This is a genomic window from Prescottella sp. D32 (assembly GCF_037287305.1).
Classification (GTDB): domain Bacteria; phylum Actinomycetota; class Actinomycetes; order Mycobacteriales; family Mycobacteriaceae; genus Prescottella; species Prescottella equi.
The window spans coordinates 919,755-945,035 of the sequence record NZ_JARBSW010000002.1 but is presented as its reverse complement, the minus strand read 5'-3'; the positions used below and the strand labels follow the sequence as shown (position 1 = coordinate 945,035).

23 protein-coding genes are annotated in these 25,281 nt (G+C 67.3%); 9 read left to right on the top strand and 14 right to left on the bottom strand.

The features are described 5' to 3' along the window. Window positions 1-90: 90 nt before the first annotated feature. From PSS76_RS14040 to PSS76_RS14015, 6 genes are all read right to left on the bottom strand, one after another. On the bottom strand, window positions 91-1,386 hold the full coding sequence (locus PSS76_RS14040; protein WP_013414828.1) for an LLM class flavin-dependent oxidoreductase: 1,296 nt from the start codon (window positions 1,384-1,386) through the stop codon (window positions 91-93). Further along, a complete protein-coding gene (locus PSS76_RS14035; RefSeq protein ID WP_013414829.1) occupies window positions 1,383-2,330 on the bottom strand; it encodes an aldo/keto reductase in 948 nt (315 codons plus the stop codon). The genes PSS76_RS14040 and PSS76_RS14035 overlap by 4 nt, the downstream gene beginning before the upstream one ends. Continuing rightward, window positions 2,327-3,049 (bottom strand): SDR family NAD(P)-dependent oxidoreductase, encoded by a 723-nt coding sequence (locus tag PSS76_RS14030; protein WP_005515642.1) that lies wholly within the window; start codon window positions 3,047-3,049, stop codon window positions 2,327-2,329. Before PSS76_RS14030 ends, PSS76_RS14035 begins: the two co-directional genes overlap by 4 nt. Further along, complete coding sequence (locus tag PSS76_RS14025; RefSeq protein ID WP_337456271.1) at window positions 3,049-4,278, bottom strand: DegT/DnrJ/EryC1/StrS family aminotransferase; 1,230 nt, start codon at window positions 4,276-4,278, stop codon at window positions 3,049-3,051. Before PSS76_RS14025 ends, PSS76_RS14030 begins: the two co-directional genes overlap by 1 nt. Before the next feature lie 51 nt (window positions 4,279-4,329). Beyond that, window positions 4,330-5,124: a mycofactocin-coupled SDR family oxidoreductase gene (locus tag PSS76_RS14020; RefSeq protein ID WP_013414832.1), complete on the bottom strand. Its 795-nt coding sequence runs from the start codon at window positions 5,122-5,124 to the stop codon at window positions 4,330-4,332. 104 nt (window positions 5,125-5,228) lie between these two features. Then, the gene (locus PSS76_RS14015; protein ID WP_013414833.1) at window positions 5,229-5,711 is read right to left on the bottom strand and encodes a VOC family protein; all 483 of its coding nucleotides are present in this window, start codon (window positions 5,709-5,711) and stop codon (window positions 5,229-5,231) included. A gap of 293 nt (window positions 5,712-6,004) precedes the next feature. Between PSS76_RS14015 and PSS76_RS14010 the strand changes: the two genes are divergently transcribed. Continuing rightward, window positions 6,005-6,673 (top strand): IclR family transcriptional regulator, encoded by a 669-nt coding sequence (locus PSS76_RS14010; protein ID WP_064078768.1) that lies wholly within the window; start codon window positions 6,005-6,007, stop codon window positions 6,671-6,673. A gap of 36 nt (window positions 6,674-6,709) precedes the next feature. Here PSS76_RS14010 and PSS76_RS14005 read toward each other — a convergent pair whose 3' ends face one another. Continuing rightward, window positions 6,710-9,049 (bottom strand): arylsulfatase, encoded by a 2,340-nt coding sequence (locus PSS76_RS14005; protein ID WP_084968335.1) that lies wholly within the window; start codon window positions 9,047-9,049, stop codon window positions 6,710-6,712. 179 nt (window positions 9,050-9,228) lie between these two features. On the opposite strand from PSS76_RS14005, the gene PSS76_RS14000 reads away from it, so the two are divergent. Then, on the top strand, window positions 9,229-9,861 hold the full coding sequence (locus tag PSS76_RS14000) for a TetR/AcrR family transcriptional regulator (RefSeq protein WP_226347445.1): 633 nt from the start codon (window positions 9,229-9,231) through the stop codon (window positions 9,859-9,861). On the opposite strand, the gene PSS76_RS13995 is transcribed toward PSS76_RS14000, so the two are convergent. After that, on the bottom strand, window positions 9,804-11,324 hold the full coding sequence (locus tag PSS76_RS13995) for an MFS transporter (protein ID WP_064078771.1): 1,521 nt from the start codon (window positions 11,322-11,324) through the stop codon (window positions 9,804-9,806). The two genes, PSS76_RS14000 and PSS76_RS13995, sit on opposite strands and share 58 nt — an antisense overlap. Window positions 11,325-11,734: 410 nt before the next feature. Here PSS76_RS13995 and PSS76_RS13990 point away from each other — a divergent pair, with 410 nt between their 5' ends. The 6 genes from PSS76_RS13990 to PSS76_RS13965 all read left to right on the top strand — a co-directional run bounded on the left by PSS76_RS13990 (window position 11,735) and on the right by PSS76_RS13965 (window position 17,114). Next, window positions 11,735-12,652, top strand: a complete 918-nt coding sequence (locus PSS76_RS13990) for a TauD/TfdA dioxygenase family protein (RefSeq protein WP_084865768.1) — start codon at window positions 11,735-11,737, stop codon at window positions 12,650-12,652. 9 nt (window positions 12,653-12,661) lie between these two features. Beyond that, a complete protein-coding gene (locus tag PSS76_RS13985) occupies window positions 12,662-13,924 on the top strand; it encodes a DUF1214 domain-containing protein (RefSeq protein WP_145273659.1) in 1,263 nt (420 codons plus the stop codon). A 34-nt stretch (window positions 13,925-13,958) separates the two neighbouring features. After that, on the top strand, window positions 13,959-14,321 hold the full coding sequence (locus tag PSS76_RS13980) for a YidH family protein (RefSeq protein ID WP_005515619.1): 363 nt from the start codon (window positions 13,959-13,961) through the stop codon (window positions 14,319-14,321). Further along, the gene (locus tag PSS76_RS13975; protein ID WP_005515618.1) at window positions 14,318-14,653 is read left to right on the top strand and encodes a DUF202 domain-containing protein; all 336 of its coding nucleotides are present in this window, start codon (window positions 14,318-14,320) and stop codon (window positions 14,651-14,653) included. The genes PSS76_RS13980 and PSS76_RS13975 overlap by 4 nt, the downstream gene beginning before the upstream one ends. A 167-nt stretch (window positions 14,654-14,820) precedes the next feature. Further along, on the top strand, window positions 14,821-15,657 hold the full coding sequence (locus PSS76_RS13970; RefSeq protein WP_013414839.1) for a mycofactocin-coupled SDR family oxidoreductase: 837 nt from the start codon (window positions 14,821-14,823) through the stop codon (window positions 15,655-15,657). Then, entirely contained in the window at window positions 15,654-17,114 is a 1,461-nt protein-coding gene (locus PSS76_RS13965; RefSeq protein ID WP_005515616.1) for an MFS transporter, read from the top strand. Before PSS76_RS13970 ends, PSS76_RS13965 begins: the two co-directional genes overlap by 4 nt. 24 nt (window positions 17,115-17,138) lie before the next feature. Here PSS76_RS13965 and PSS76_RS13960 read toward each other — a convergent pair whose 3' ends face one another. The 6 genes from PSS76_RS13960 to PSS76_RS13935 all read right to left on the bottom strand — a co-directional run bounded on the left by PSS76_RS13960 (window position 17,139) and on the right by PSS76_RS13935 (window position 23,913). Continuing rightward, window positions 17,139-17,534 (bottom strand): CD225/dispanin family protein, encoded by a 396-nt coding sequence (locus PSS76_RS13960; protein ID WP_084968333.1) that lies wholly within the window; start codon window positions 17,532-17,534, stop codon window positions 17,139-17,141. Between the two features lie 140 nt (window positions 17,535-17,674). Further along, window positions 17,675-19,516, bottom strand: a complete 1,842-nt coding sequence (locus PSS76_RS13955; protein WP_013414842.1) for a cholesterol oxidase substrate-binding domain-containing protein — start codon at window positions 19,514-19,516, stop codon at window positions 17,675-17,677. A gap of 105 nt (window positions 19,517-19,621) precedes the next feature. Further along, window positions 19,622-20,482 carry an enoyl-CoA hydratase ChsH3 gene (chsH3, locus tag PSS76_RS13950; RefSeq protein ID WP_005515613.1) on the bottom strand — a complete coding sequence of 287 codons (861 nt, stop codon included), beginning with the start codon at window positions 20,480-20,482 and terminating at the stop codon, window positions 19,622-19,624. A 12-nt stretch (window positions 20,483-20,494) separates the two neighbouring features. Further along, window positions 20,495-22,198, bottom strand: a complete 1,704-nt coding sequence (kstD, locus tag PSS76_RS13945) for a 3-oxosteroid 1-dehydrogenase (protein WP_337456269.1) — start codon at window positions 22,196-22,198, stop codon at window positions 20,495-20,497. A gap of 204 nt (window positions 22,199-22,402) precedes the next feature. Next, window positions 22,403-22,756 carry a hypothetical protein gene (locus PSS76_RS13940; RefSeq protein ID WP_005515611.1) on the bottom strand — a complete coding sequence of 118 codons (354 nt, stop codon included), beginning with the start codon at window positions 22,754-22,756 and terminating at the stop codon, window positions 22,403-22,405. After that, window positions 22,753-23,913, bottom strand: coding sequence for a 3-ketosteroid-9-alpha-monooxygenase, oxygenase component (locus PSS76_RS13935; protein WP_005515610.1), 1,161 nt, complete (start codon window positions 23,911-23,913; stop codon window positions 22,753-22,755). The genes PSS76_RS13940 and PSS76_RS13935 overlap by 4 nt, the downstream gene beginning before the upstream one ends. Window positions 23,914-24,130: 217 nt before the next feature. Here PSS76_RS13935 and hsaA point away from each other — a divergent pair, with 217 nt between their 5' ends. After that, entirely contained in the window at window positions 24,131-25,279 is a 1,149-nt protein-coding gene (hsaA, locus tag PSS76_RS13930; protein WP_172504621.1) for a 3-hydroxy-9,10-secoandrosta-1,3,5(10)-triene-9,17-dione monooxygenase oxygenase subunit, read from the top strand. Window positions 25,280-25,281 lie beyond the last annotated feature (2 nt).

Below are 25,281 nucleotides of genomic sequence, written 5' to 3'. Positions count from 1 at the left end.
GCTGCAACGGCCCCCGAACCGTCGGGTTCGGGGGCCGTTCCTGCGGGTGTCCGTATGGGCGGGTGTCCGGATGCGGATGGAGACTGGCGATCAGTGCTCGGCGAGATGACTGCGGAGCGTGTCACCGGCGTACTTCTTGCGGAGCAGTCCGCGGTCCTGGAGGCGCGGGACCACATCGTCGACGAATTCGTCGAGCCCGGTCGGTAGATCGGCGGGCAGCACGATGAACCCGTCCGCGGCGCCCGACCGGAACCAGCGCTCGAGGTCGTCGGCGACGGTGTCGGGGGAGCCGACCAGGGTGCGGTGTCCGATGCTCAGGCCGACGCGCTGTGCCAACTGCCGGACGGTCAGCCCCTCGCGCAGCGCGATCTCGGTGAAGAGCTTCGGCCGCGACACGCTCGCGTTGGCGGGCAGAGACTCTCGTAGATCGGGGAAGGGCCCGTCTAGGTCGAATCGGGACAGGTCGATGCCGCCGAACGACTGGTTCAGGAATTTCAGTGTGGTCCCGTCGTCGATGTGGGATCCGAGTTCGATCGCCAGCTCACGGGCCTCGGCGTCGGTTCTGCCGACGATGGGCGTCACCCCCGGAAGGATCTTCACGGCGTCGGTGGTCCGGCCTGCGGCCGACACCAGGCTCCGCATCCGGTCGGCGAATTCCCTCGCCTCGGACAGTTCGTGCTGGGTGGTGAACACGAGGTCGGCGACACGCGCGCCCAGTCGCATGCCGGTGGGGGACGATCCCGCTTGCGCCAGCGGGAGCCGGCCCTGCGGGGACCGAGGGATCGTCAGTGGGCCCGCGACCTCGAAGAACTTGCCCCGATGATCGATGCGGCGAACCTTGCTCGGGTCCGCCCACACGCCGGACGCCCGATCGCCGACAATGGCGTCCTCGTCCCAACCTTCCCAGAGGGCCCGGACCACGTCGACGAACTCTTCCCCGCGAGCGTAGCGATCCTCGTGGTCCGGGAGCTTGGCGGAGCCGTAGTTCTCGGCGGCGGCGGGAATCGCGGTGGTGACGATGTTCCAGCCGGCCCGCCCGTTGCTCAGATGGTCGAGAGTGGCGAACTGGCGCGCGACGGTGAACGGATCGTTGTACGTGGTCGAACTGGTGCCGATCAGACCGATCTTCTCCGTGACGGCCGACAGCGCCGCGAGCACGGCGATCGGATCGGGTCGGTCGGTGGCGTCGGCGGCGATCGCGGGGGACAGGTTCAGCGCATCGGCGACGAAGAAGGCGTCGAAGCAGCCCCGTTCGGCCGACCGGGCCACCGCAGCCCAGTGGTCGAGCGTGTGCATGTTCGCGGGATCTGTTCGTCTCGAACGCCATACGGACTGTCCGACGCCGACGCCTTGCGCGAATACGGCGAGATGCATCTGTCTGGTCATGGGACGTGTCGCTCTCCGCGATGCGGCTCGGTCGGCCTCCGGTCATCGCTTGGTCGGGGTGGTTCGCTCGGACCGTCGAGCAGCGCGAGTTCGTCGGCAGACAACTCGAAGGTTGCCGCTGCAACGGAATCGACGACGGATTCCGCCCGCGAGGCACCGGGGATGGGGATCACCACCGGCGATCGGTGAAGCTGCCATGCGAGTGCGACGCGGTGGGGGCTGACGCCGCGGGCTCGTGCGATCGCTTCGAACGGAGAGCCCGCTCCGCCAAGGCTCTTCGCTTGTCTCATACCCCCGAAGGGGCCCCAGGACAGAAAGGCGAGACCTAGGTCCTCGCAGGCTCGTATCTCGACCTCGGCGGATCTGGCGCTGGGGGAGTATTCGTTCTGTACCGCCACCAGAGCGTCACCCAGGATCTGCTGCGCGATATCGATCCGGCGGACGTCGGCGTTGGAGATACCGACCCGCGCCACCAAACCCTCGTCGTGGAGGTCACGGAGCGCGAGCATCGACTCCTCGTACGGAATCTGAGGATCCGGTCGGTGGTGTTGGTAGAGGGGGAGCGGGTCGAGTCCGAGTCGTCGGATCGACGCGATGCAGGCCTTGCGCAGATGCTCGCGGCGACCGTCCGTCCACCAGGTGTCGGTCTCGGCGAACCGCAGGTGGCCCCCTTTCGTGGCCACGACGACGTCGTCGAGCGGGCCCGGCCATCGCCGTAGCGCATCGGCGAGTGCCAACTCGTTGACGCCGTCGCCGCCGCGCGCGGGCCCGTACACGTCGGCGGTGTCGAACAATCGGACGCCGACGTCGAGTGCGGTGTGCACCGCCCGCCGACCGCGCTCGACGTCGTACCCCGGAACCTGCGTGATGGTCATGGAACCGAACCCGATCGCAGGCAGGAGAAGGTCGCCGAGCCGACGGACCGGAAGGCGGGTGGTGATCATTTGCCGACCGCCGTCCACCCACCGTCGACGGGCAGGCACACGCCGGTCACGAAGCTCGCGTCGAGCGCGAGGTACTCGATCGATCGCGCCATCTCCTCGGGCTCGCACATGCGATCCAGCGGCGTGCGTTTCACAGTGGCGGACACGTCGTAGCCCTGATCGATCATCTCCTGGACCATCGGCGTCAGGGTGTGCCCGGGCGCGACGCTGTTGACGCGAAGAAGAGGTGCCCACTCGATCGCGAGATTCTTGCTCAGTTGCTGGACAGCGGCTTTCGCCGGGCCGTAGTCGGCCTGCCGTTCCCAGCCGCCGCACGCCGTCGTCGACGAGATCGTCACGACCGACCCGGGCCTGCGGGCCTCGACCAGCGGGCGTGCGAACGCCGAGGCGACCAGTAGCGTTCCCATGACGTGGACGTCGAAGACTCGTCGCACACGTTCGGGATCCATCTCGAGCGCGGGAACGTAGGCCCCGCGGATTCCGTGGCAGGTCACGAGAACGTCGGGCTGCGGCGCCCGAGTGCTCGCGCGGAGCATCGCCGACTCCACGGCGGTGCCGTCGGTCGCGTCCACCGTGTAGTAGTCGACGCCCTCCACGCGTGCGGCAGGTACGTCGAGATCGAACACGCTGACTCGCAGTCCCCGCGCGAGGAACCGGTCGACGACGGCCGCCCCGATCCCGCTCGACCCGCCCGTCACCACGGCATGCCGGGCATCCATCACAAGCCTTCCTGCGGAGCGGCGAACCGCGATGCGAACGCGTGGATGCTGGCGACGACGTGGTCGAGTTCCTCGTCGCTCATGCCGTGGCTCATGCCGAGCGACATGCCGCGCTCGAACACCTCGTCCGCGAAGGGCAGCCCGCCCTCGGGGATGCGGTACTCGACATTACGCATCATCGGGTGCCGGGTGACGTTGCCGCTCCAGACCGTTCGGGTGTCGATGCCCGCAGCTTCGAGCGACTCCTGGAGTTGGGAACGGCTGAACCCGGCGTTCTCGCGGACCGTCACCGGGTAGCACAGCCACGCATTCCGGAATTCCTCGAGCTGCCTCGGCAGGCGGAAGAGGCTCGGGTAGGCACCGAAGGCCACCGAGAAGGCCTCGAAGATCTGTGCTCGCCGTTTGTAATTGGTGTCGAGCTTGCTCAACTGGACCAGTCCGAACGCGGCACCGAGCTCCGACGGCTCGAAGTTCCACGGCAGGACGTCGAAGATGAAGTCGTTGTCGTACGCGACGCCGTCGAGGTCCTCACGGAAGACGCGTCCGGTGCGAGCCTGCTCGGACCCGAACAGGTGCGGCTCGGATCGGCGTCCCCACCGGCGCAGCATCAGGCCCTTGTCGCGCAGCTTCTCGTCGTCGAGGCACACCATGCCGCCGTTGCCGGCGGCCGTGATGATGTGCGCCATCGCGAAGCTGGTGACCGTGATGTCCGAGCGCGAGCCGGTCTCGGTGCCGCGCAGGGTGGTTCCGATGCAGTCGCACGAATCCTCGATGACCTTCAGGTCGTGCTTGTCGGCGATCTCGCGGATGACGTCCCAGTCGGGGGCGTTGCCGGCGAGGTTCGGCACCAGGATCGCCTTGGTCTTGTCGGTGATCAGCTCCTCGATCTTGCCGACGTCGACGTTGTAGGTGTCGGGCTCTACGTCGACGAACACCGGCACCCAGCCGCCCCGCACGATCGGCGAGACGTCCGTCGAGAACGTCAGCGGCGAGGTGATCACCTCGGAGCCCTTGGGCAGATCCAGCAGCTCGAGCGCCAGGTACAACGCGGACGATCCCGAGTTGCACATCAGGCCCAGCTTCTTGCCGTACAGGTCGGCGACCTTGCGCTCCATCTCGGCGACGTTCTTGCCGATCTTCAACGCGAACGGACCACCACGCAAGACCTCGAGGCAGGCCTCGATCTCGCGCTCGTCGTGGACACTGCGGGCGTAGACAACCCTGGTCATGGAATCTCCTCGTCGGTCGAAGTGTCTGCGGTGGTTGACGGTCGAGTGGGTTCAGCGAATGGTCGATCCGGCGTCGACCGGCAGCGAGATGCCGGTGACGTACCGCGCGTCGTCGGATGCGAGGTACATGAGCGCCTTCGTCACGTCGGACGCGTCGATGCGTTCGACGGGCAGCGAATTGACGAAGATGGGGGCGAGGTCGGGACGCTCGGCCAGCAGTTCGGGAAGTACCTGCGAGTGCCCCTGTGGCGTGTCGACCCCGGTGGGGTTGATCATGTTCACCCGTATGTTCCGGTCGGCCAATTCGAGCGCCAGCGACCTGCACAGGCCGGTGAGGGCGTGCTTCGACGCCGTGTACGGCGCGTAGAACGGCAGCCCGACCGTGCTCGCCGTCGACCCGGTGACGACGATGTTCCCTCCGCCGGTGGCTTCCAGGTGCGCGATGGTGGCGGCGCAGGTGTTCCACACGCCGGTGAGGTTGACGTCGAGCGTCGTTCTCCAGATTTCGTCGGTCACGTCCTCGTGCCGTTGCACCGTGCAAATGGAGGCGTTCGCCACGACGACGTCGAGTCGGCCGAGCTCGTCGACGCCTTTCGCGACGGCCCGCTCGAGGGCGGTTCGGTCCCGCACGTCGACCTCTGCAGCGTGCACGCGCCGGCCTGCCGCTTCGATCAGGCGAGCAGTCTCGGCAAGTCCTTCGGAGGTTCCCATCGGGTAGGGGACGAGATCGATCTGTCGGCAGATGTCGAGCGCGATGACGTCGGCCCCCTCGGATGCCATCGCCACGGCGTGACTGCGTCCCTGGCTCTGCGCCGCCCCGGTCACCAGCGCAACTTTGCCGTGCATTCTCATAAAGGCCCTCCGGACGTGAATTCTTTTTGTTCCATTGAGTGGTCACCGATGTTCTGTATTGGTTCGCGGCTGTGCTATTTCGCCGGCGGTCCTGTGCGTCATCGAGCGTCGTCGAGCCGGGAGGCCAACCGTGCGGCGGTCTCAGCGTCGAGTAGTTCGATGGTCAGCCCCAGTGCGTCGCGGTGATAGGCGGTGCCGACCGGGCACCGACCGTCACCGAGCCCGCCCATCCACAGTGGTGCCCCGCGACGTGCGAGGGCCGCCGACGCCGCGGCCAGGTCGTCGACCACGAATCCGAGGTGATGTACCCCCGAATGGGGCTGCCATACGGAAGTTTCAGGTATTTCGCGGAGCAACTCCACGTGTGGGGGGCCGTCGATGCTGAGTCCGAGGCGCTGGACCGTCGAGTGCGCGATGCCGTCGATCCGGCAGTGGTAGTGCGACTCCGGCAGCAGACGTATCGGGAGGCCATAGAGGTCTTCGAAGTGTTGCACCGCGGCTTCGGAGTCCGGCACGACGATGCCGACGTGATGCAGCTTTCCGAGTCCGAAATCGACGTCGGGTACGGCGAACGGTCCCACCGGAATCCTCCTTGTAGTTGCGTCACAAGTGCGAGTGCGGGTTCGGATCTTGAGATGAATGATCGTTCAAAGCTGCGTTCGGACTCAAGGATCTGTTCCATGCAGTGAACACTTGACCGACCAAAAGTGCGTGTTAACATTCGCTGAATGAAGGTTCAATATTCGATATCGGTCGGGATCCGCGGGTGTGAATCGAATCTTCTCGATGCTGTGGTCGCCCCACTCGCGAACCCGGGCCGTCCGTTCGCCGCGTCTCTCGTTCCCCGCGTCGCATCACAGTGAGGCAAACCGCCATGCGCTCAGCTCCACCACCGTCCACGCTGCTCGATCGGGTAGCCGCGGTGCTGGGCGCGTTCGATACGGGCCGTGGCCAGATGACGCTGGCCGAGCTGGCCGCGCACACCGGAATCCCGCGGACGTCGTCCTACCGAATTCTCGAGCGCTTGGTGGCGATGAAGTGGCTGCAGCGTCACGGCAGTGCCTACGAGCTCGGTCCCCGGCTGATGGAGCTCGGATCGCTTGCCCTGCAGCGCAACAGTCTGAGCGTGGCCGCGACGCCGATCGTCCACTGGCTTCACCGCACCACGGGGCACGTCGTCTTCCTGGGAGTTCTCGACGGCCCGGACGTCCTGTACCTGGAAAGGGTGGGAGGGAGCCTGGCGCAGCAGCTTCCCAGCCGGCCGGGTAGCCGTCAGCCTGCCCACCGGTCGGCGATCGGGAGGAGTCTCCTCGCGTCCAGCGCTCAGGGCCTCGCCTTCGAGTCCAGCGGGGAGGGTGGGGGCATCAACATCATCGCGGCACCGATCGACACCCGTGGCGAACTGCGGGCCGGCATCTCGATCTGCGGGCGGCCCTCTCGTGTCCAGTTCAGTCAGGCGCACGGCGCGCCGGTGCGTCAGGCTGCCGGCGCGATCTTCCGGGCACTCGAGCAGGCCCGGAGGGCCCGTGCGCCTTTTAGGTAGTGGGGACTACCAGAAAGGCGCACGGGCGCGAAGCGCCTAGTGCGTCGCCAGCGCCACGCGCCGGCGCTCGTCGGCCGTCTCGGGACGGCCCTCGCCCGGGAGGTCGACGCGGACGTGGTGAAGACGCCCGGTGAACGCGAAGCGGCCCACGATGTCCTCGCACACCGGGCTGCCGCGGTTGACGCCGATATCCAGCTGTTCGTTCATGCTGAAGATCGCGCGAGTCGTCTGCTCGACGCGGCCGCTGCCCACCTCGACGTCGTCGACGAACAGTCGCGCCACTCCGCCCAGACCGATTCCGCCTCCGTCGTAATCGAATTCGAGGCGCACCTCGCGGGTGTCCGCGGTCAGCTCCACGTCCGGTCGCACGAACGTCGTGCCGCCGCCGCTGAAGTTGTAGCAGAACACCGGCTTCGACGCCGCGACGTACAACGCCAGGCCGCCGAAGCTGCCCCCGACGCTTGCCAGCACACCCTCGCACGGCTCGCCGCCGGTCTCGAGGGACGCGGTGAGGACGTACGACCGGTTGAAGAACGGCGGTGCCGCCTTCTCCGGCAGGCCGTTCATGTGCGGGTACAGCGTGATGCTCGTTCGTCCGCGCAGCGGATGCGGCGGCCGGTCCGCGGGTGCGGCGTTGCGGGTCACGGTGCGGTCGTCGAGCGGCAGCACTTGGTACCGGGCCGCCTCGACGAGGAACTTCTGCTGGAGCTCCGCGAGCTTCTCGGGGAACTCGTCGGCGAGGTCGCGAGCCTGCGACCAGTCGACGCTGGTGTCGTACAGCTCCCACCGATCCTCGTCGAACGTCGGCAGTTGCAGCCCGTACGTCGCCATCAGCCAGGGGGCGCGGTGCAGCGTCACCGCCGTCCAGCCGTTGTCGTAGATGCCGCGGTTGCCGTAGATCTCGAAGTACTGCGTGGTGTGCCGGTCCGCCGCGTTCGCGTCGGTGAAGGTGTAGTTCATCGCGACACCTTCCATCGGCTTCTGCGGCACCCCGTCGACCGAATCGGGAGCGGGCACACCGACAGCCTCGAGAATGGTCGGCGTGATGTCCACGCAATGGTGCCACTGGTGGCGGAGTCCGGTCTCGCTGATTCCCTTGGGCCAGTGCGTGATCAGGCCGTTGCGGGTGCCGCCGTAGTGCGACGCTGCCTGCTTGGCCCACTGGTACGGAGTGTCGAGGGCCAGCGCCCACGACGCCGGGTAGTGCGGGTAGCTGGTGGGGGTGCCCAGCTCGTCGAAGCGTTCGAGCACCTCGGCGGTGGTCTGCTTGTAGCCGTTGAGTCCGGCGAGGTAGTTGAACGAGCCTTCCATGCCGCCCTCGGCGGAGGCGCCGTTGTCACCGAGCATGTAGAGCACCAGCGTGTTGTCGAGCGCGCCCGACTCCTGCAGCCGGTCGACGAGACGTCCGACCTGATCGTCGGTGTGCTCGAGGAATGCCGCGTACAGCTCCATCAGGCGGGCGGAGACCTTCTTCTGGCCCTCGTCCAGGTCGTCCCAGTGCGGCAGATCGCCCGACCACGGCGCCAGTTCGGTCTCCGGCGGCACCACACCGAGCTGCTTCTGCCGCTCGAGCGTGATCTCTCGCTGCCGGTCCCAGCCGTGGTCGAACTCTCCGCGGTACTTGTCGAGATAGCTGTCCGGAACTTGCAGCGGCGCATGGCAGGCGCCGAACGGCAGGTAGCAGAACCACGGCTTGTCGGGGTCCATGGTGCCGACGGACTCGATCCACTCGATCGCCCGGTCCACCAGGTCCTCCGACATGTGGTAGCCCTCCTCGGGCGTGCACGGCGGATCGACGACGGTGAAGTCCCGGTACAGCACCGGCGCGAACTGGTCCGACTCGGCGCCGAGGAACCCGTAGAAGCGGTCGAATCCCTCGCGGGTGGGCCACCGGTCGAACGGGCCGGCCTCGCTGATCTCCCATGTCGGTGTCTGGTGCATCTTGCCGAACGCGCCCGTCGCGTACCCGTTGCCCTGCAGGATGCGGGCAACCGTGGCAGCCGAGTCGGGTCGGGTGCCGTTGTAACCGGGCGCCGCCGTTGCTTGTTCGGCGATCACGCCGAAGCCGACGCTGTGGTGGTTACGTCCGGTGAGGGTCGCGGCCCGCGTCGGCGAGCACAGCGCGGTGGTGTGGAACCGGGTGTACTTGACGCCGTCGGCGGCCAGTCGTTCCGCGGTGGGGGTACGGCACGGCCCGCCGAACGCGGACGGGGCACCGAATCCGACGTCGTCGAGCATCACCAGCAGGACGTTCGGTGCGCCGGACGGCGGACGGACGGGCTGGGGGCGGCTGAACGGCTCCGTCTGGTTGCGGTAGTCGACCGCCGTGGAGATCTGTGGATCGGTGCGGACGATGGGGATCGAATGACGGTTCATGGAGCACCTCTCTGGGGGTGTGGAACGAGTGCGGAACGTCGTATTCATTGCGGCGGAGCCCATTTCGAGGCACGAACCCTGCGAGGCTTCGAGGGGGCGGGCTCGACGTCGCCGGATCTGCGGGGGAGCGTACCCGCTGCGCCTTGACCCTTAAAGCGCCGACTTACTACGCTCTCGGCGTGTCGAATCCCGGAAGCGCGAAGAGCGCGATGATCGAGGTCGCCGAGCGGATGTTCGCGGAACGTGGCATCGACGGCGTGTCGATGCGTGACGTTGCCGCCGCGGCCGGTCAGAAGAACAATTCGGCCGTCCAGTACCACTTCGGCGGGCGCGACGGTCTCGTGCTCGAGGTCTTCCGGCGCCGGATGCGCGAGATCAATCGCAGTCGCGCGGCCTTCCTGTCCAAGCTGGACGAGGAGGGCCGCGGACAGGACATCCGAGGTCTCGTCGAAGCTGTCGTCGTGCCGCTCGCCGACTACCTCCGCACGTCGGGAACCGACTCGTACTACGCGCAGTTCATCGCCCGGGTGTCGCCTTCGGTGGACATCGCGAACGCGGAGCTGTCCGACGTCACCGAGGTCAGTCGCGAGGTCTCCACGCGGCTGATGCGGGCGCTCGACCACCTCCCACGACGGGTCGCGGTGATTCGGGTGGACCTGATGCTGAACATGGCGGTCTCGGCCCTCGCGGTCTTCGAGCAGCGCCGAAACGGCGGCAACACCCTGGTGGACGTCGACTTCGACGAGACCGTGCGTCATCTGATCGACATGTCGGTGGGGGCGCTCGAGGCACCGGACTCGACCTCGGCGTGACCGCCCGCGACGAGCGGTGACTGCAGACCGCCGGTGGCAGGCCGACGTCCGTGCTTCATCACGAGAGCGACCATGACGCCGAGGAATCCGACGGCGGCCGCGTAGAGGAAGCCGCGGGAGAGCGCCGCGTCCGCGTACAGGACGGCGTGGGTCTTCGGGTCGACCGCCTGCACGTGATGCGACATCACCACACCGGTGACCGTCACGGCGATCGCGGAGCACAGCTGCATCGTCACCCCAGCGATGGCGGTTCCCACGCCGCTGGTCTCGGGCGGTAGTGCGTCCTGCACCAGATTGGCGTTCGACGAGTGCAGGAAGCCGACCGCGAAGCCTGCGATCGCGCTGAGCAGCGCCACCTGCCACGGCAACGTCAACAGCTTGCTGCCCAGGAACATGGTGATCAGGAAGAAGATCCCGGAGCCGAGCAGAACCTGGCGGGCACCGATCCTCTTGGCGAGGAACCCGCCGAACGGCCCGGCGAACATGGCGGTGATACCGAGCGGGCAGGTCCACAGTGCGTACTGGGTGGCGGAAAGTCCGGCGCCGTAGGAGATTCCCGGGAGTCCGGCAGGTGTCTGCAGCAGCGTCGGCATCAACATCGAATGTGCGTTCATCATGTACGCGAGCCCGGTGACAGCCAGCACGGTGGGACCGAACCTGCGGCCGAAAAGGATTCCCAGGTCGATCAGCGGGTGCGGCGCGATCCGCTGCCACGCGACGAAGGCGACCAGCATGACGACGCCCACCAGCAGTAGCCCGCGGGTACTGGTGGCCGACCAACCCCACGAACTGCCTTTCGTGATGCCGAGGAGCAGGACGGCGACGCCTGGTCCGAGCAGGGCGGTGCCGAGGTAGTCCACAGGACGGTCGGTGCGGACGGGGCTCTCCGGAACCACCGACCAGTACAGCGGAATCAGTGCGGCGAGATAGACGGCCATGAACCAGAAGATTCCGTGGAAGCCGAATCCGTCGATCAGCCAGCCCGCGATGAACGGGCCCGCGACCGCGGACATTCCGATACCGGTCGCGACCATGCCCAGTGCGACGGGAACGAAATCGCGCGGCATGATGTCGCGCACGAGGCTGTACGAGAGCGCGACGATTCCGACCAGGACGCCCTGCATGGCTCGGCCGGCGAGCAGCACGGGGAACGTGGTCGCCGTCGCGCACACGACGCTGCCGAGCACGAATACCGCGGCGAGGCCGAGGATCACGCGCTTCTTACCGAGCCGGTCGGACGCCTTGCCGATGAGTGGCATGAGCGTGGCGCCGGTGAGAGTGACGATCGAGACCACCCACGCGATGTTCAACGTCTGGAACGCCGGTGCCATGTGCGGCATCGCCGGGTACACCATGAGGATCTCGAAGGTCGCGATCTCGGAGAAGAAGATGATCACGGCGAGCACGGCGAAGATGCGAGCTCGTGGAATCTTGCCGTGAACAGGAGTGAGGGCTAGCGCCATCGTGGTCCTTCGTTTCGTATATCGAGCGGCGACGGCCGCGCAGGGCAGCACTGAGGCGCAGATCGGCTCGTCGTCGTGAGGAAGTCGTGAGGGAGGTGCCTGGCGGTGGCGTTCGCGACGGAGTCGGGGTGGTGGCGAAGTCGCCCCGGGGAAGGGACCTTAGTCCCACCCGGACGGCGTCCTGTGACGCGGGTCCCACTCAGTGGGTGGCGGGGCTGGCTGCCTCCGTCCCGCCGCTGACTTCTTCAATGCTCTTTCCAGACAGCATGTTTCGACAGTTTAAGTCAGTGTCTTGACGATTTAAGTCGCTGACTGATACTTTGCCGGGGACGTACTCGTCGGCTCAGCCGAACGGACGCGTCGGCGGTGGTGTGTTCGGAGCGGGATCCCTCGAAAGCCAGGAGACTTGCATGGCAACGCTGACCAGTAGTCGAACCGTCGAGATCGGCGGCCATTCGATCGAGTTCGGACCGCGCGGGATGCGCAGGTGCGCCGACGGTTTCGCGTCGGAGCCCTACACGCAGTTCGAGGTGCGGCCGATGACGCCGTTCATCGGTGCGGAGATCCACGGCGTGGATCTGCGGGATCCGAGTCCGGAGGCGATCGAAGAATTGCGCCGGGCCCTGCTGGAATGGAAAGTCGTCTTCTTCCGTGATCAGCAGATCACCGGGACCCAGCACCGCGACTTCGCGCGTCACTGGGGTGAACTGGAGGTGCATCCGCTGCTTCCCCAGGGTGAGGTTCCCGAGGTGGTCCACTTCGAACGAGGCGAGGACAGTCCCGGAACGGAGAACATCTGGCACGTCGACGTGACGTGGCAGAAGCGGCCGCCTCTCGGGTCCGTCCTGCGGGCGCTGGAGGTGCCGCCGGCCGGTGGCGACACGCTGTGGGCCGACATGGGGAACGCCTACGACTGCCTGTCCGACGAGGTGAAGGAGAAGATCGAGGGACGCGTCGCGGTCCACGACTTCGTTCCCTCGTTCGGTCGGTCGATGAGTCCCGAGAAGCTTGCGGCGATGCAGGAACAGTTCCCGCCGGTGGAACACCCGATCGTCCGGATCCATCCCGAGACGGGCCGCCGGACGTTGTTCGTCAACAGCCTGTTCACCACACACATCCCGGACATGGACCCGGTCGAGGGCGAGGCGCTGCTGCGCCACCTCTTCGACCAGGCCAAGGTGCCCGACTTCCAGTGCCGGTTCCGGTGGCAGCCCAACTCGATCGCGTTCTGGGACAACCGTGCCACGCAGCACTACGCGGCCAGCGACTACTTCCCGCACCGCCGCGTGATGGAACGTGTCGCCATTCTCGGCGACGTGCCGGCCTGAGGGGGCGCCGTGCAGGCTCCAGACGAGCGCCGGCGGCGCAACGAAGATCTCGACGCGGCGTGGCAGGGGTTGTGCGACAACCTTTCCCGAGCTTCGAAGGTGATCGCGGGCGACCCGCGGTCGGACGACCCCGCGATGCGGGCGGCGGGCTACCGGTACCTGCTCAACCTGCTCAACGCCGGCCTCGAGCAGGTGGTTTTCAGCGCCGATCCGGACTACCCCGAGCTAGGACACCTGCAGGACAACACCAAGCGGTACGCGACGGAGTCCCCGGACTGCCTGTTCGGCCACGCGGTGCTCGACCCGGCAGGGACGTACCGGCTCACCGGAACCGGTGGGCGAGCCCGCTACATCGGACTCACGCTGTACGACACCGTGACCCTGTACGAGAAGGCGCAGTCGGACGGCGACCGGCCGAAGGACTTCCGGGCCGCGTTCCAGGCCGCTACCGGGTCGACACTCGGTGCGATCTCCAACCCTGGCGGAATAGCGTTGCGCGACAACGGTGATTTCGAGGTGATCATCAGCGCCGAACCGCACGACGGCAACTGGTTGCCGATGCCGCCGGCGACGAGGGACATCATCACCCGCCAGTACTTCTACGACTGGAACGCCGAGGATCCGTACCACCTGTCGATCGAGCGGATCGACGTCCACGGGTCCGGCCCGGTCACCGAGCCGGTCACCGTGACAGCCCAGGTGGAATCCGTCGGACGTTTCGTCGACGGCTTCGCCGAATACTGGGCGGCGATGTACAGCCTGCGCGACGGCGACCGCAACGTGCTGCGCACCCAGCCGGCGGTGAGCTCGTCGTACGCCGGTGACGGTGGGCACATCGCATACGGCGGTGGCACTTTCGAGATCGCACCGGACGAGGCTCTGATTCTCGAGGTGACGCCGCCGGAATGCCACTTCTGGAACATCCACCTCGGTGACTACTGGGGACAGTCGCTCGACTACACCTACCGGCAGACGTCGCTCAACGGACACCAGGCGGTGCTCGACCCCGACGGTGTGTTCCGGGCCGTGGTGGCGCACCGTGACCCCGGCGTCGCGAACTGGCTGGACACCGCGGGCAACGAGTTCACCCGGTGCGTGTACCGATGGTGGCTCGCCACCGGCACCGATCTGCCGACGCCGACGGTGCGTAAGGTGAGGTTCGACGAGGTCCTCGCCGAACTGCCCGCGACCACGGAACGGGTCGACTCGGCCCGGCGCCGTGCAACGCTGGCGCGCAGGCGCGCGGCCGTGTTGAAGCGTTACGTTCGGTGACACGATCGCCGGGGCACGAGGAGGAGCAATCACGATGACGACGCGCGGGTGGAGGCCCAGGGCTTTCCGGGAAGGGGAGGATCCGGACCCGCGCTTCACGCTCGCGAACGAACGCACCTATCTCGCCTGGGTGCGCACCGGGCTCGGCCTGATCGCCGCCGCGGTCGGCCTCGAAGCGTTCGGAACGGACGTCGTGGGCCCCACCGTGCACACCGTCCTGGTGGTCGGCCTGCTCGTCGGCGCGGTGTTGCTGGTGGTCTTCGCGTTCCTCCGATGGATGGGGGTGGAGGCGGCGATGCGCACCGGTCGCAGCCTTCCGGTTCCGGCGATCGCGGCCGTCCTGGCCGGGATGATCGCCGGCGCCGGCGTCACACTGCTCATCGTGGTGCTTCGGTGAGCACGGCGGCCGCGGGGCAGCGGGATCCCGGCCTGCAACCCGAGCGCACGACGCTCGCATGGGTGCGCACGGCCGCGAGCCTCGCCGCGGTCGCCTTCCTCTGTCTGCGCTACGTGCCCGGATCCTCGGTGGTAATCCAGGTCCTCGGTACGTGGGCGATCGTGTCGGCGTCCGTCGTCGTGGTGACGGCCCGCCGCCGGTACGAACGGGTGAGCGAGCGCTTCGACGCAGGTCGTGCCGTCTATCCGTTCGCTCTGCTGCTCGGACTGGCCGTCACCGTCGTCGCCCTCGCGGCGGTGTCGGCGGCCGTCATCCTCGTCGACGGACGGTGACGATCGCGTCGCATTTCGCGATCGCGGCGTCGAATGTGCTTCGGTGGGGAGCGTGCAGGAGCCTCCCGCTGGGCGGGACTTGTGGCCGTAGTCACATCCCTGGCGGGTAGTGATAGTTGCGGACCCCGTGTGTCGTCACGGTCCCCGATCTCGAGGAGAGCAGCAGTATGGAGGAGTTCGAAGGCAAGGTCGCGCTGATCACCGGCGGAGCCCGGGGACAGGGACGGTCGCATGCCGTGGCATTCGCCGAACGCGGCGCCGACGTCGTCATCTGTGACCGGTGCGAGGACAGCGACTCGGTGTTCTACCCGCTGGGCACCGAGGAGGACATGGCCGAGACCGTGCGCCTCGTCGAGGCGACCGGCCGCAAGTGCATCGCCGTCAAGGCAGACACCGCGGACCGCGCCGCGATGGACGATCTCGTCGCGCGCGCCGAGTCCGAGTTCGGCCGCGTCGACATCGCGGTCGCGAACGCCGGTGTCTCGGTTGCCGCCCCGGTGCAGTCGATGACGTCGGCGCAGTGGAACGAGGCCATCGGTTCCAATCTGACCGGTGTCTTCAACACGATCGGCGCGGTCTCGCCCGGCATGATCGAGCGGGGCTACGGACGCATCGTCACGATCTCCTCGATGCTCGGTCGCGCCGGCAACACCAACATGGTCGCGTACGCCGCATCGAAGTGGGGCGTCATCGGCATGACGAAGAGCGCCGCGCTCGATCTCGCCCAGAACGGCATCACCGTCAACGCCATCGCGCCCGGCAACATCTCGACCGGGATGATCCACAACAAGGCGCTCTACTCGATGATGCGACCGGATCTCGAAGAACCGACGATGGACGACGTCGCCCCGGTCTTCCAGTCCCTGCACGCGCAGCCCGTGCCGTGGCTCGACCCGTTCGAGATCACCCGTGCAGTGCTCTTCTTCGCCGCCGAAGCCAGCGCCCACATCAGCGGCACCGTGCTTCCCATCGATGCCGGTAATGCCGCCCGTGTGACCGGGTGACAGTCGATCCCCCGCCCGCTCCGCGCACCGCGCGGAGCGGGCTCGTCATCGGGGTACTGAGCCTCAGCGGGATCCTGGTGGCGCTCCTCCAGACGCTCGTCGTTCCCGTCCTGCCGGCGTTCGCGGTCGACCTCGGCGTCCCGCCGACCAGCGCCTCCTGGCTGGTCACCGTCACGCTGTTGACGGGCGCTGTCGGCACACCCCTGATCGGCAAGCTCGCCGACATGTTCGGCAAGCGCGCGATGATGCTGGTGTGCCTCGGGCTGATGATCGCCGGATCGGTGGTCGCGGCCGTCGGTTCGGGCTTCGTGACGGCGGTCGTCGGTCGCGGGCTGCAGGGCTTCGCCATGGCGCTCATGCCGGTCGGCATCAGCATGATGCGGGACGTCCTTCCGCCCGAACGGCTCGGCAGTGGTGTCGCCTTGATGAGCGCGACGATCGGCATCGGCAGTGTGCTCGGGATGCCGCTCGCCGGCGTCCTGCACGAACATCTCGGCTGGCAGTCCCTGTTCTGGGTGCCCGCGGCGTTCGCGGTCGTGATGGCGGTGCTGCTGCCGTTCGTGGTCCCGGAGTCGAACACCCGCGCCGCGGGCCGTTTCGATTACGCGGGTGCGGCGCTGTTGACGTCCGCCCTGAGCGCAGTGCTGCTCGCGATCTCGAAGGGCGGCACCTGGGGGTGGGGGAGTCTGCCCACCGTGGGGCTCGCGACTGCCGGTGTGATCGGGCTGGCGGTGTGGATCCCGTTGGAGTCGAGGGTGTCCCATCCGCTCGTCGATCTCCGGACATCGATCCGACGGCCGGTCCTCGTCTCCAACCTGTGTGCGCTCCTTCTGGGGTTCGCCATGTTCCTCAGCTCCTACGCGTCCACGCAGGAACTGCAGGTGCCGAGGTCGGAGGGGCACGGCCTCGGGCTCAGCGCCGCGGCAGCAGGTCTCGTCATGCTCCCGGGCGGCGTCGTGATGATCTTCCTCGCCCCGGTGTCGGCCGCGATGATTCGCGCGTGGGGCGCCGGCGCGACCCTGGCCGTGGGGGCGGGCGCGATCAGTCTGGGTTTCGTCGAACGCGGCGTGTTCGGCAGCAGTGTCCTCACGGTGGGAATCAGCGCGTTCGTCGTCTCGGTGGGCGTCGCGTTCGCGCTCGCCGCGATGCCGGTCCTGATCACGATGGCGGTGCCACTGGACCAGACGGCGTCGGCGAACAGCGTCAACAGCCTGGTTCGCGCGGTCGGAACCTCGGGTGCGAGTGCTGTCGGTGCGGCTGTCCTCGCGGCTTCAGCGGTGATGGTCGGCGCCACCGCGGTGCCCTCGCCGATCGGGCTGGATCGGCTGTTCTGGCTCGGCGCGGCGGTCTCGGCGGTCGCGTTGATCGTCGTCGTCTGTGTTCCGCTGCGGCTCCGGACCGGCACCGCGCGGGTGGACGCGGACGCCCCGGGGCCCGACCCGGCCCGCGTCAGCTGACCGCTACCAGCCCATCCGGCCGCGCTACCAGCCCATCCGGCCGCGGTGCCAGTTGTCGTCGTACCCACCGTGCGAGATCCACACCGCCGCCATGACGATGTACGAGATCGCGAGCAGCACGAGAATTCCGCCGAGGATCCACAACGACAGCTGCCCCAGTTTGCGGACCCGATCCGACGCGTACTGCGCGCCGGCGTAGTCGCCGCGCGCCCACCTCGGATACACCTCGAACGCGTTGCTGAACGCCGCGAACGCGAGGGGCCAGAACGCGACCAGGGAAGCGACCGCCCAGCCGGCGTTGGCCGGAGGTGGAGCCGGGGGCTGCTGGTGTGGTTGCGGACCGCCCGCGTACCCGGTCGTGGGTTCCGTCGGGCCGGTCGGCGGCGGGGGAGGAACAGGCTCCGGATTCGACGATGTCATGACAGCACTCCCTCGTTCGCGACTGTCACCGATCACTTTCGACGGTACGCCGACGGTGCCCGCCCGGCACACGACGACGCCGGTGGTGCCCGAGCGGCTACTCGGGCACCACCGGCGTCGGTGGAACGGTTCAGGCGGCCCTACGGAAGCAGCTTGTCCATGAATCCGTTGGTGAACACGCGATGCGGGTCGATCTGGTTGTACCGAGCGCGCGCGGTGTCCCAGTTCTCGGTCGTCGGGACACCTTCGATGTAGGTGGCGCGCATCTTGTTCGTGACGATGTCGTTGTCGGTGTACGGGTCCGGACCGAACGCCCACCCCTTCGACCACTCGGGCCGGAAGGTGGCGTCGTCGTTGTTGTAGTGGCTCCGCATCCACTGCTCCATCTCGCGGTAGAACTCGAACATGCCGGGGGTGCCCGGAACGCCGAGAACGTTCAGCCAGATCGCGACGTCCCAGTCCGGATGATCCGGACGCGGACGGGTCGCCGAGATGGTCGGCGGGCCCACCGACGGCACCTTGACGTCGGCTGCCTGATCGAGCCCGCAGCAGCGGATCTCGACCGGACCGTTGAGCGGGAACTCGCCCTTCGCGCGGTAGAACTCGATGCGCTCGTGGAACCACTCGGTGAAGTCGTTGATCACGGTCGCGATGTTGGCGCGGCTCGTGACGACGGCGCCGCCGCCCTCGGTGAGTCGCAACGTCGTGGCCTTGATGTAGAACTGGACGTCCTTCGACCAGCCCCAGATGTCGTTGGCATTCGTCGCGGCCAGCCCGAGCTTGGTGATCTCGTACATCGCCGGGCCGAACAGCGGTGCGATTCCGGGGTTTCCGGCGTTGATGGCGCCGATCATGTCGGTGATGGGCTCCGGCAGGTTGTCGGAGAAGATGTAGTTGTACGGGCCGGAGACCTCACGCGCCTGCGGAGGCTTGCCGACGAGGGAGCCCGCCGAGCCGAGGCTTCCGACCTCGTTCGACGAGTCCGGCTTGGTCGGCGAGACCGTCCACACCTTCATCCACGGCTTCTCGGTGAACGGGTACCAGATCGCCTCGGCGCCGCCCGATTCCGCGACGAACTTCTCGAACGTGCGGCCGTCGGCGCCCTTCGGCGCGAACAGTTCCCGCCACGGGATGTCGGTGTAGCTCTGGCACCGCTGACGGAAGTTGGGGCCGGCCTGCATCGTCACCGAGGTCAGGAAGCAGCGCCCGAGGTTGGTGAGCAGTGGGGTGATTCGAGGATCGTTGCGCTGGTACGTCTCGAGTGCGTAGGTGGAGCCGTTCCAGACGACCGCGGTCAGCTCGGTGACCAGGTTGCTCAGCGAACCGTAGGTGTGACCGGGCAGCGTGGTCTGGCCGACGGCCGGCAGCGCCGCACCGTGCGCGTTGACCGCGAGGGCGCCACCGATCGACAGCACACCCGGAGCGGGCAGGTTGGCCCAGCCGAGGTCGTGCTTCTGCAGTTCGGTGACGATCGCCTCGATGCTGGCGCCGGCACCGGCGGTGACGGTGGCCACGGGGCCGCCCGTGTTCACCGTGATGCCGTTCAGATGCGTCATCGTGTCGGCGAGGATCACCTTCTCGACGTTGGCCCCCTTCTCCACGGTGAGCGGGGTCCAGCCGTGCATCGCGCCGCGCGGGCGGATCTTGTAGTCGTGCTCGTGCGCCCAGTTGGCAAGGCGAACGACATCCTGTGGTGTCTTGGGCGAGCAGACCCAAGTGGCGTCCAGCATGATCTCCTTGGACCAGTTCTGGTACGCCTGCTGGAACAGTGCGATGTCGTTCGGGAAGTCCGGCGGCGTCGGAAGCGGCGCGACCGGCCCGGTCGATCCGAGCGATCCGAGGGAGCCGGCGGAACCGGCAGGGACGGCGAAGGCCGGGGTCCAGCCGCCGAGTGCGCCGGCTGCCAGCACGCCGGCGCCCGCAGCGCCCGCGGTGAGGAATCCTCGCCGGGACAGCCGTAACTGCTCGTCGTTGAGCGTCATTCGTGTACTCCAAGGTGTGTGAGGGGAAAGAAGTACGGGTGCAGATATTCCCGGTCGGGTCGGCGTGGACGCCGACCCGACCGGTACAGCTGTGTGCGGACGTCGCTAGGCGACAGTGAGCACGACGTCGGCCAGGGCCGGTGAGTCGTCACGCTCGGGAACGGTTGCGGAGATCAGCAGCTGGTCGCCGTCGCGCCACATTCGCGTCCGGAGGCTTTCGCCGGGGAAGACTACCCCGGCGAAACGAGCGCGAAATCCCTTGACGCGGCTGGCATCACCGTCGAGGACGGTGTCGGTGGCAGCCTTGCAGACGATCCCGTAGGTGCACAGTCCATGCAGAATAGGCGCCGGAAAGCCCGCAGCGGTCGCAAATGCCGGATCCGAGTGCAACGGGTTCCGGTCACCGCACATCCGGTACAGCAGCGCCTGCTGCGGCAGGACCTGCGAAATCGACTCGAAATCCGGTGTCCTGTCGGGGAGAGCGACCGATTCGGACGGTCCGCGCTCACCCCCGAAACCACCCTCGCCCCGCGCGAAGATCGACGATCGGGCCGTCCACAACGGCGACCCGTCCAGCGCGACCGTAGTGGATTCCTGCACGATCACCGCGGCCTTGCCCTTGTCCCACACCTCGGCGATCCGAGTCGTGGTCTGCGCCGACCCGCTGGCGGGGATCGGCGCGTGGACGGTGACCTCCTGGCTGCCGTGGACGACCTTCGCGAGGTCGATTTCGACGCCCGGGAACGACACCCGCGGCGCCTCGGTCGCGTGGATGTTCGCCACGACCGTCGCGAACGTCGGCAGCACCTGGGGCTTGACGTCGTCGAGGTAGGCGAGCTCCCGGGGATCGAGTGGGCGTGCGCCCGCACCGATTCCGAGGTGGTACAGCTGCACGTCCGAGGGAGTCCAGGAGAACTCCTGAGCCGGTAGCTCGGCTCCGATCGCGATCGACGGATCGATGGGCACTGTCGTCTCCTGTCAGTTCGTCACGGACGGCGCTGCGGCACGGGCACGGTCGGCGATGTCGAGCACCGCGAGGTACGCGAACGTCATGGCGGGACCGATGGTCGCGCCCGGTCCGGCGTACGTGTGGCCCATGACCGGAGAGCTGCAGTTGCCGGCCGCGTACAGGCCTTCGATGACCGAGCCGTCCTCGCGCAGCGCGCGACCGTCGACGTCGGTGCGAATGCCGCCCTTGGTGCCGAGGTCGCCGGGCACCATCTTGATCGCGTAGAACGGCGCCTTGCTGATCTCGGCGAGGCTCGGGTTCTTCAGGCGCGGATCGCCGTAGTAGTGGTCGTAGCCACTGTCGCCGCGCGCGAAGTCCTCGTCCTTACCGTTGCGCGCGAAGCCGTTGAACCGCTCGACGGTTTCCGTGAGCGCGTGGGCCGGCAGCCCGGCCTTCTCCGCGAGTTCGGTGATCGTGTCGGCCTTGACGACCACTCCGGCCTTGAGCCAGCGTCCCGGGAACGGAGAGCGCGGCGTGATGCCGGCGAAGGTGTACCGGTTGCGGTAGCGCTGATCGAGGATCATCCAGGTCGGAATGTTCTCGCCCGGACCCTCGCCCTGGCCGTACTTGCCGCCGTACATCATGTGAGTCGCCTCGACGTACGGTGCGGCCTCGTTGCCGAAGCGCTGGCCGCGGGTGTTGACCATCATGCTGCCGGGCAGCGTGCGCTCCGACAGCGCGAACCAGGGGCCGCCGGTGAGCGGGATCGACGGACCCCACCACGCGTCCTCCATGAACTCGACTGCCGCACCGAGCTTCTGGCCGGCGACGATGCCGTCACCGGTGTTGGCCGCGGCACCGACGGTCCATTCGGTACCGATCGGGGCGCGCTGGTACTTCTTGCGCATCTCGTCGTTGTGCTCGAATCCGCCCGAGCCCAGGACGACGCCGTGGCGGGCCCGGATGATCTGCTCGGTCGGTCCGTCGGGGCCGTCGACGAGTGCCTTCACGCCGCGCACCGCGCCGTCCTCGGTGTACAGCTCGGTGAGCGGGGTGTTCAGCAGGATCGGGACCCCGGCGTCGCGCAGGCCGAGTCGGAGGCCGGCCATGAGGGCCTGCCCGCGGACCAGGAGATCCTTGCCGCGCGCCTTGGCCGCCAGGAATCGCATGCCGACCTTCATGGCACGCAGCGGTCCGCGGCGGTTGCGCATGAGCAGGTTGAGCCAGCGGTAGTCGGCCTGGGTGATGACGAAGTTCCGTGGGGCCTTGACGTAGTCGGGCTCGAGGTTCTTGCGGTCGTCACCGAGCCGATTGCCGTCGAACGGGACCGGCTCGACGGAGCGTCCGCCGAGCCGCCCGCCCGGCGCCTCCGGGTAGTAGTCGGAGTAGTCGGGCACCCACTGCAGCTCGAGGGCGCTGTTCTCCATGACGAACGACAGCATCTCGGGTCCACGGTCGATGTAGGTGTCGATCTTCGCGGGATCGACGACGTCGCCGATGATGCTGTGGAGGTAGGTGCGCGCCGCGTCGACGGTGTCGGTGACACCGTCCCGCTTCAGTACCTCGTTGTTCGGGATCCAGACACCTCCGCCCGACCGTGCGGACGAGCCGCCGTAGTGGGCGGCCTTCTCGATCACGACCACACTCAGCCCCTTGTGTGCCGCGGTGAGGGCTGCGGTCATGCCGGCTGCGCCGCTGCCGACGACGACGATGTCGTATTCCTGCTTGCTCATGTAGAACACGTTATAGAACTAGGTGCATGACAGTCCATGCTTTCTGCCAGGAAGTATTGCCGGGTCTTTACACCGGCCTCGGTTGCAAACGAACACGTGTTGCAGTCACGTCGGCGAGAGGGTGGAGAGGCGGGCCGGCCGGGCGCGGCGAGGCCCCGAACCGTTGCGCGGTTCGGGGCCTCGCGGTGGGCGCTGGTGGGTACGTCAGCCGGCGGAGTCGGTCCGCCGTTCCTCCGGGACCTCGAGGATGCCTTCCATCACCGCGTGCTGGATGCTGCTGAGCAGTCGGGGGCACGTCTGACGCGACCCGGCACGCCCGCCGGCGGCCGTGAACTCCGGGCACACCTCGGCAGGGTTGCCCTGCCACTGGATGCTGGTGTGCTTGAAGCTGTTCTTCTGGACGAGCACGCATGTTCCGCACGCGCGGCACTGCACCTCTTGCAGCCCCTGCTCGAGGTAGTTGTGCTGGTCCACTGCGGTCTGTGCGCGGACGGCCTCGACCCGGGCCGGGCTGTCGGCGTAGCTGGGGGCCTTGGCCCAGGTCGAGGTCATCTTCACACTCCCGTCTTGTGTTCGGCGGCCGACTCGGCCGCCGCCTTCTCCTCCGCCTGGCGTGCCAGGTTCGCGTCGACCTCACGCTGCCAGGCCTCGACGGCCTTGCTGGTGTCGATCTCGAACTCGAACCGCTGTGTGGCCTTCTCGTCGACGTCGGCGACGTCCACATAGAACTGGTCGTACCAGCGACGCAGCTGATAGACCGGGCCGTCCTCCTCGCAGAGCAGCGGATTCTCGATCTTGGTCTTGTTCTTCCAGATCGCGACGTCCTGCTCGAAGCCCATCGCCACACCCTCGGTGAACTTGGTGGCGAGCTTGTCGCTGGTGGCGTCGTCGAGCCCCTTCGGCTTCTCCACGGCCACGCCGTACATGAGCACGAAGGAATCCTGGGTCACCGGGTAGTGGCAGTTGATCAGGATGCTCTCGACCTTGTAGCCGCTGTAGTTGTTGTGCAGCCAGTTGACCATGTACGACGGACCGAAGTACGACGCCTCCGAGTCCAGGACCGAATCGCCGTACTGGGTCCCCATGCTGCCGACGTCGGGCCGGCCGTGGTTCTGCAGGTACTGCGACGCGACGTGGCCCTCGAAGACGTTCTTGAAGTACTTGGGGAAGCCGAAGTGGACGTAGAAGAAGTGCGCCATGTCGACGACGTTGTCGACGATTTCGCGGCAGTTGGAACCCTCGACCAGGATGCGGTTCCACTTCCAGTCGGTCCACTCGTCGGTGAACACCTCCGGCAGGCGCGGAATCGTGACGTCGTCCGGCGGCGGGTTGCCCTCGGGATCGTTCCACACGAAGAGCTGCTTGTTCTCCTGCAGCGTGATCCACGAGCGGGTCCGTGCGATCGGCGGCACTCGACGGGCGTACGGGATGTCGGTGCACTTGCCGTTGCCGCCCCAACGCCAGTCGTGGAACGGGCAGGCGACCGAGTCGCCCTTGATCTCACCTTGGCTGAGGTCACCGCCCATGTGCCGGCAGTACGCGTCGAGAACGTGGAGCTTGTTCTGGCTGTCCGCGAAGACGACCAGTTTGGTGCCGAACGCCTCGATCGCGTGCGGCTTTCCGTCGAGGAACTCGCTCTCCAGACCGATGCAGTGCCAACCGCGTGCGAAACGCGTCTGCGGAGCTCCCACATCGATCTCACGAATCTGCGCCATCAGTACCTCACATCCCTTCTAGCTGTTGCTAGAACACGTTATAGAACTTCGACGGATTTCGCTAGATTTCAGGTGCTTGTGATCGGCAAAGACTTCGTATGACCAGTGGAATTGCCGTTTTCTCGACATGGAAGAGAACGTGTTCTAGTCTCAGGGCAAGTCAACATCGAATTACAGACGGGAGCGTCCAGTGGGTGACCATGACAGCCACGAGGTGATGCAGCGGATCGACGCGCTACTGCCGGTGCTGCGTGAACGCGCGCAGGAGACCGAGGATCTGCGCCGCATCCCCGACGAGTCCATCAAGGCGCTCCAGGAGACCGGCTTCTTCCGGTTGGTGCAGCCGAAGCAGTGGGGCGGTCTCGAGTCCGATCCCGTCACCTTCTACACCGCGGTCCGCAACATCGCGAGCGCCTGCGGCTCCACCGGATGGGTCGCCGGTATCCTCGGCATCCACAACTGGCACCTCGCCCTGTTCGACCAGCAGGCGCAGGAAGACGTGTGGGGCAAGGACACCGACGTCCGGATCTCGTCGTCGTACGCGCCGATGGGCGCGGGCGAGGCGATCGAGGGCGGCTACAAGGTCAACGGCGCCTGGGCATGGTCCTCGGGCTGCGACCATGCGTCGTGGGTCGTCGTCGGTGGACCGGTCATCAAGGACGGCCGCCCCGTCGACTTCGGCAGCTTCCTCATTCCCCGTGAGGACTACGAGATCGACGACGTCTGGAACGTCGTCGGCCTCAAGGGCACCGGTAGCAACACCGTCGTCGTCAAGGACGTCTTCGTCCCGCGTCACCGCTTCCTGAGCTTCAAGGCGATGAGTGACCTGACGGCGCCGGGCCTGCAGCAGAACACCGCACCGGTCTACAAGATGCCGTGGGGCACCATCCATCCCACCACCATCTCCAGCCCGATCGTCGGCATGGCGTACGGCGCCTACGAGGCCCACGTCGAGCACCAGGGCAAGCGTGTCCGCGCGGCCTACGCCGGCGAGAAGGCCAAGGACGACCCGTTCGCGAAGATCCGGATCGCCGAGGCGTCCAGCGACATCGACGCCGCGTGGCGTCAGCTGTCCGGCAACGTCGCCGACGAGTACGCGCATCTGCTCGCCGGCGAGGAGGTGCCCATGGAACTGCGCCTGCGCGCCCGCCGCGACCAGGTCCGCGCGACCGGTCGTGCCATCGCCTCGATCGACCTGCTGTTCGAGAACTCGGGAGCCACGGCGCTCGCGAACGGCACTCCCATCCAGCGCTTCTGGCGCGACGCGCACGCCGGCCGCGTGCACGCCGCAAACGATGCCGAGCGCGCGTACGTGATGTTCGGTGGCGCCGAGTTCGGCCTGCCGCTCACCGACACGATGGTCTAGGG

Bases quoted from the DNA above. Each gene is read 5' to 3' on its own strand.
- PSS76_RS14040 (WP_013414828.1), bottom strand. From the start codon at position 1,386: ATGACCAGACAGATGCATCTCGCCGTATTCGCGCAAGGCGTCGGCGTC.
- PSS76_RS14035 (WP_013414829.1), bottom strand. From the start codon at position 2,330: ATGATCACCACCCGCCTTCCGGTCCGTCGGCTCGGCGACCTTCTCCTG.
- PSS76_RS14030 (WP_005515642.1), bottom strand. From the start codon at position 3,049: ATGGATGCCCGGCATGCCGTGGTGACGGGCGGGTCGAGCGGGATCGGG.
- PSS76_RS14025 (WP_337456271.1), bottom strand. From the start codon at position 4,278: ATGACCAGGGTTGTCTACGCCCGCAGTGTCCACGACGAGCGCGAGATC.
- PSS76_RS14020 (WP_013414832.1), bottom strand. From the start codon at position 5,124: ATGCACGGCAAAGTTGCGCTGGTGACCGGGGCGGCGCAGAGCCAGGGA.
- PSS76_RS14010 (WP_064078768.1), top strand. From the start codon at position 6,005: ATGCGCTCAGCTCCACCACCGTCCACGCTGCTCGATCGGGTAGCCGCG.
- PSS76_RS14005 (WP_084968335.1), bottom strand. From the start codon at position 9,049: ATGAACCGTCATTCGATCCCCATCGTCCGCACCGATCCACAGATCTCC.
- PSS76_RS13995 (WP_064078771.1), bottom strand. From the start codon at position 11,324: ATGGCGCTAGCCCTCACTCCTGTTCACGGCAAGATTCCACGAGCTCGC.
- PSS76_RS13990 (WP_084865768.1), top strand. From the start codon at position 11,735: ATGGCAACGCTGACCAGTAGTCGAACCGTCGAGATCGGCGGCCATTCG.
- PSS76_RS13980 (WP_005515619.1), top strand. From the start codon at position 13,959: ATGACGACGCGCGGGTGGAGGCCCAGGGCTTTCCGGGAAGGGGAGGAT.
- PSS76_RS13970 (WP_013414839.1), top strand. From the start codon at position 14,821: ATGGAGGAGTTCGAAGGCAAGGTCGCGCTGATCACCGGCGGAGCCCGG.
- PSS76_RS13960 (WP_084968333.1), bottom strand. From the start codon at position 17,534: ATGACATCGTCGAATCCGGAGCCTGTTCCTCCCCCGCCGCCGACCGGC.
- PSS76_RS13955 (WP_013414842.1), bottom strand. From the start codon at position 19,516: ATGACGCTCAACGACGAGCAGTTACGGCTGTCCCGGCGAGGATTCCTC.
- kstD (WP_337456269.1), bottom strand. From the start codon at position 22,198: ATGAGCAAGCAGGAATACGACATCGTCGTCGTCGGCAGCGGCGCAGCC.
- PSS76_RS13935 (WP_005515610.1), bottom strand. From the start codon at position 23,913: ATGGCGCAGATTCGTGAGATCGATGTGGGAGCTCCGCAGACGCGTTTC.
- hsaA (WP_172504621.1), top strand. From the start codon at position 24,131: ATGCAGCGGATCGACGCGCTACTGCCGGTGCTGCGTGAACGCGCGCAG.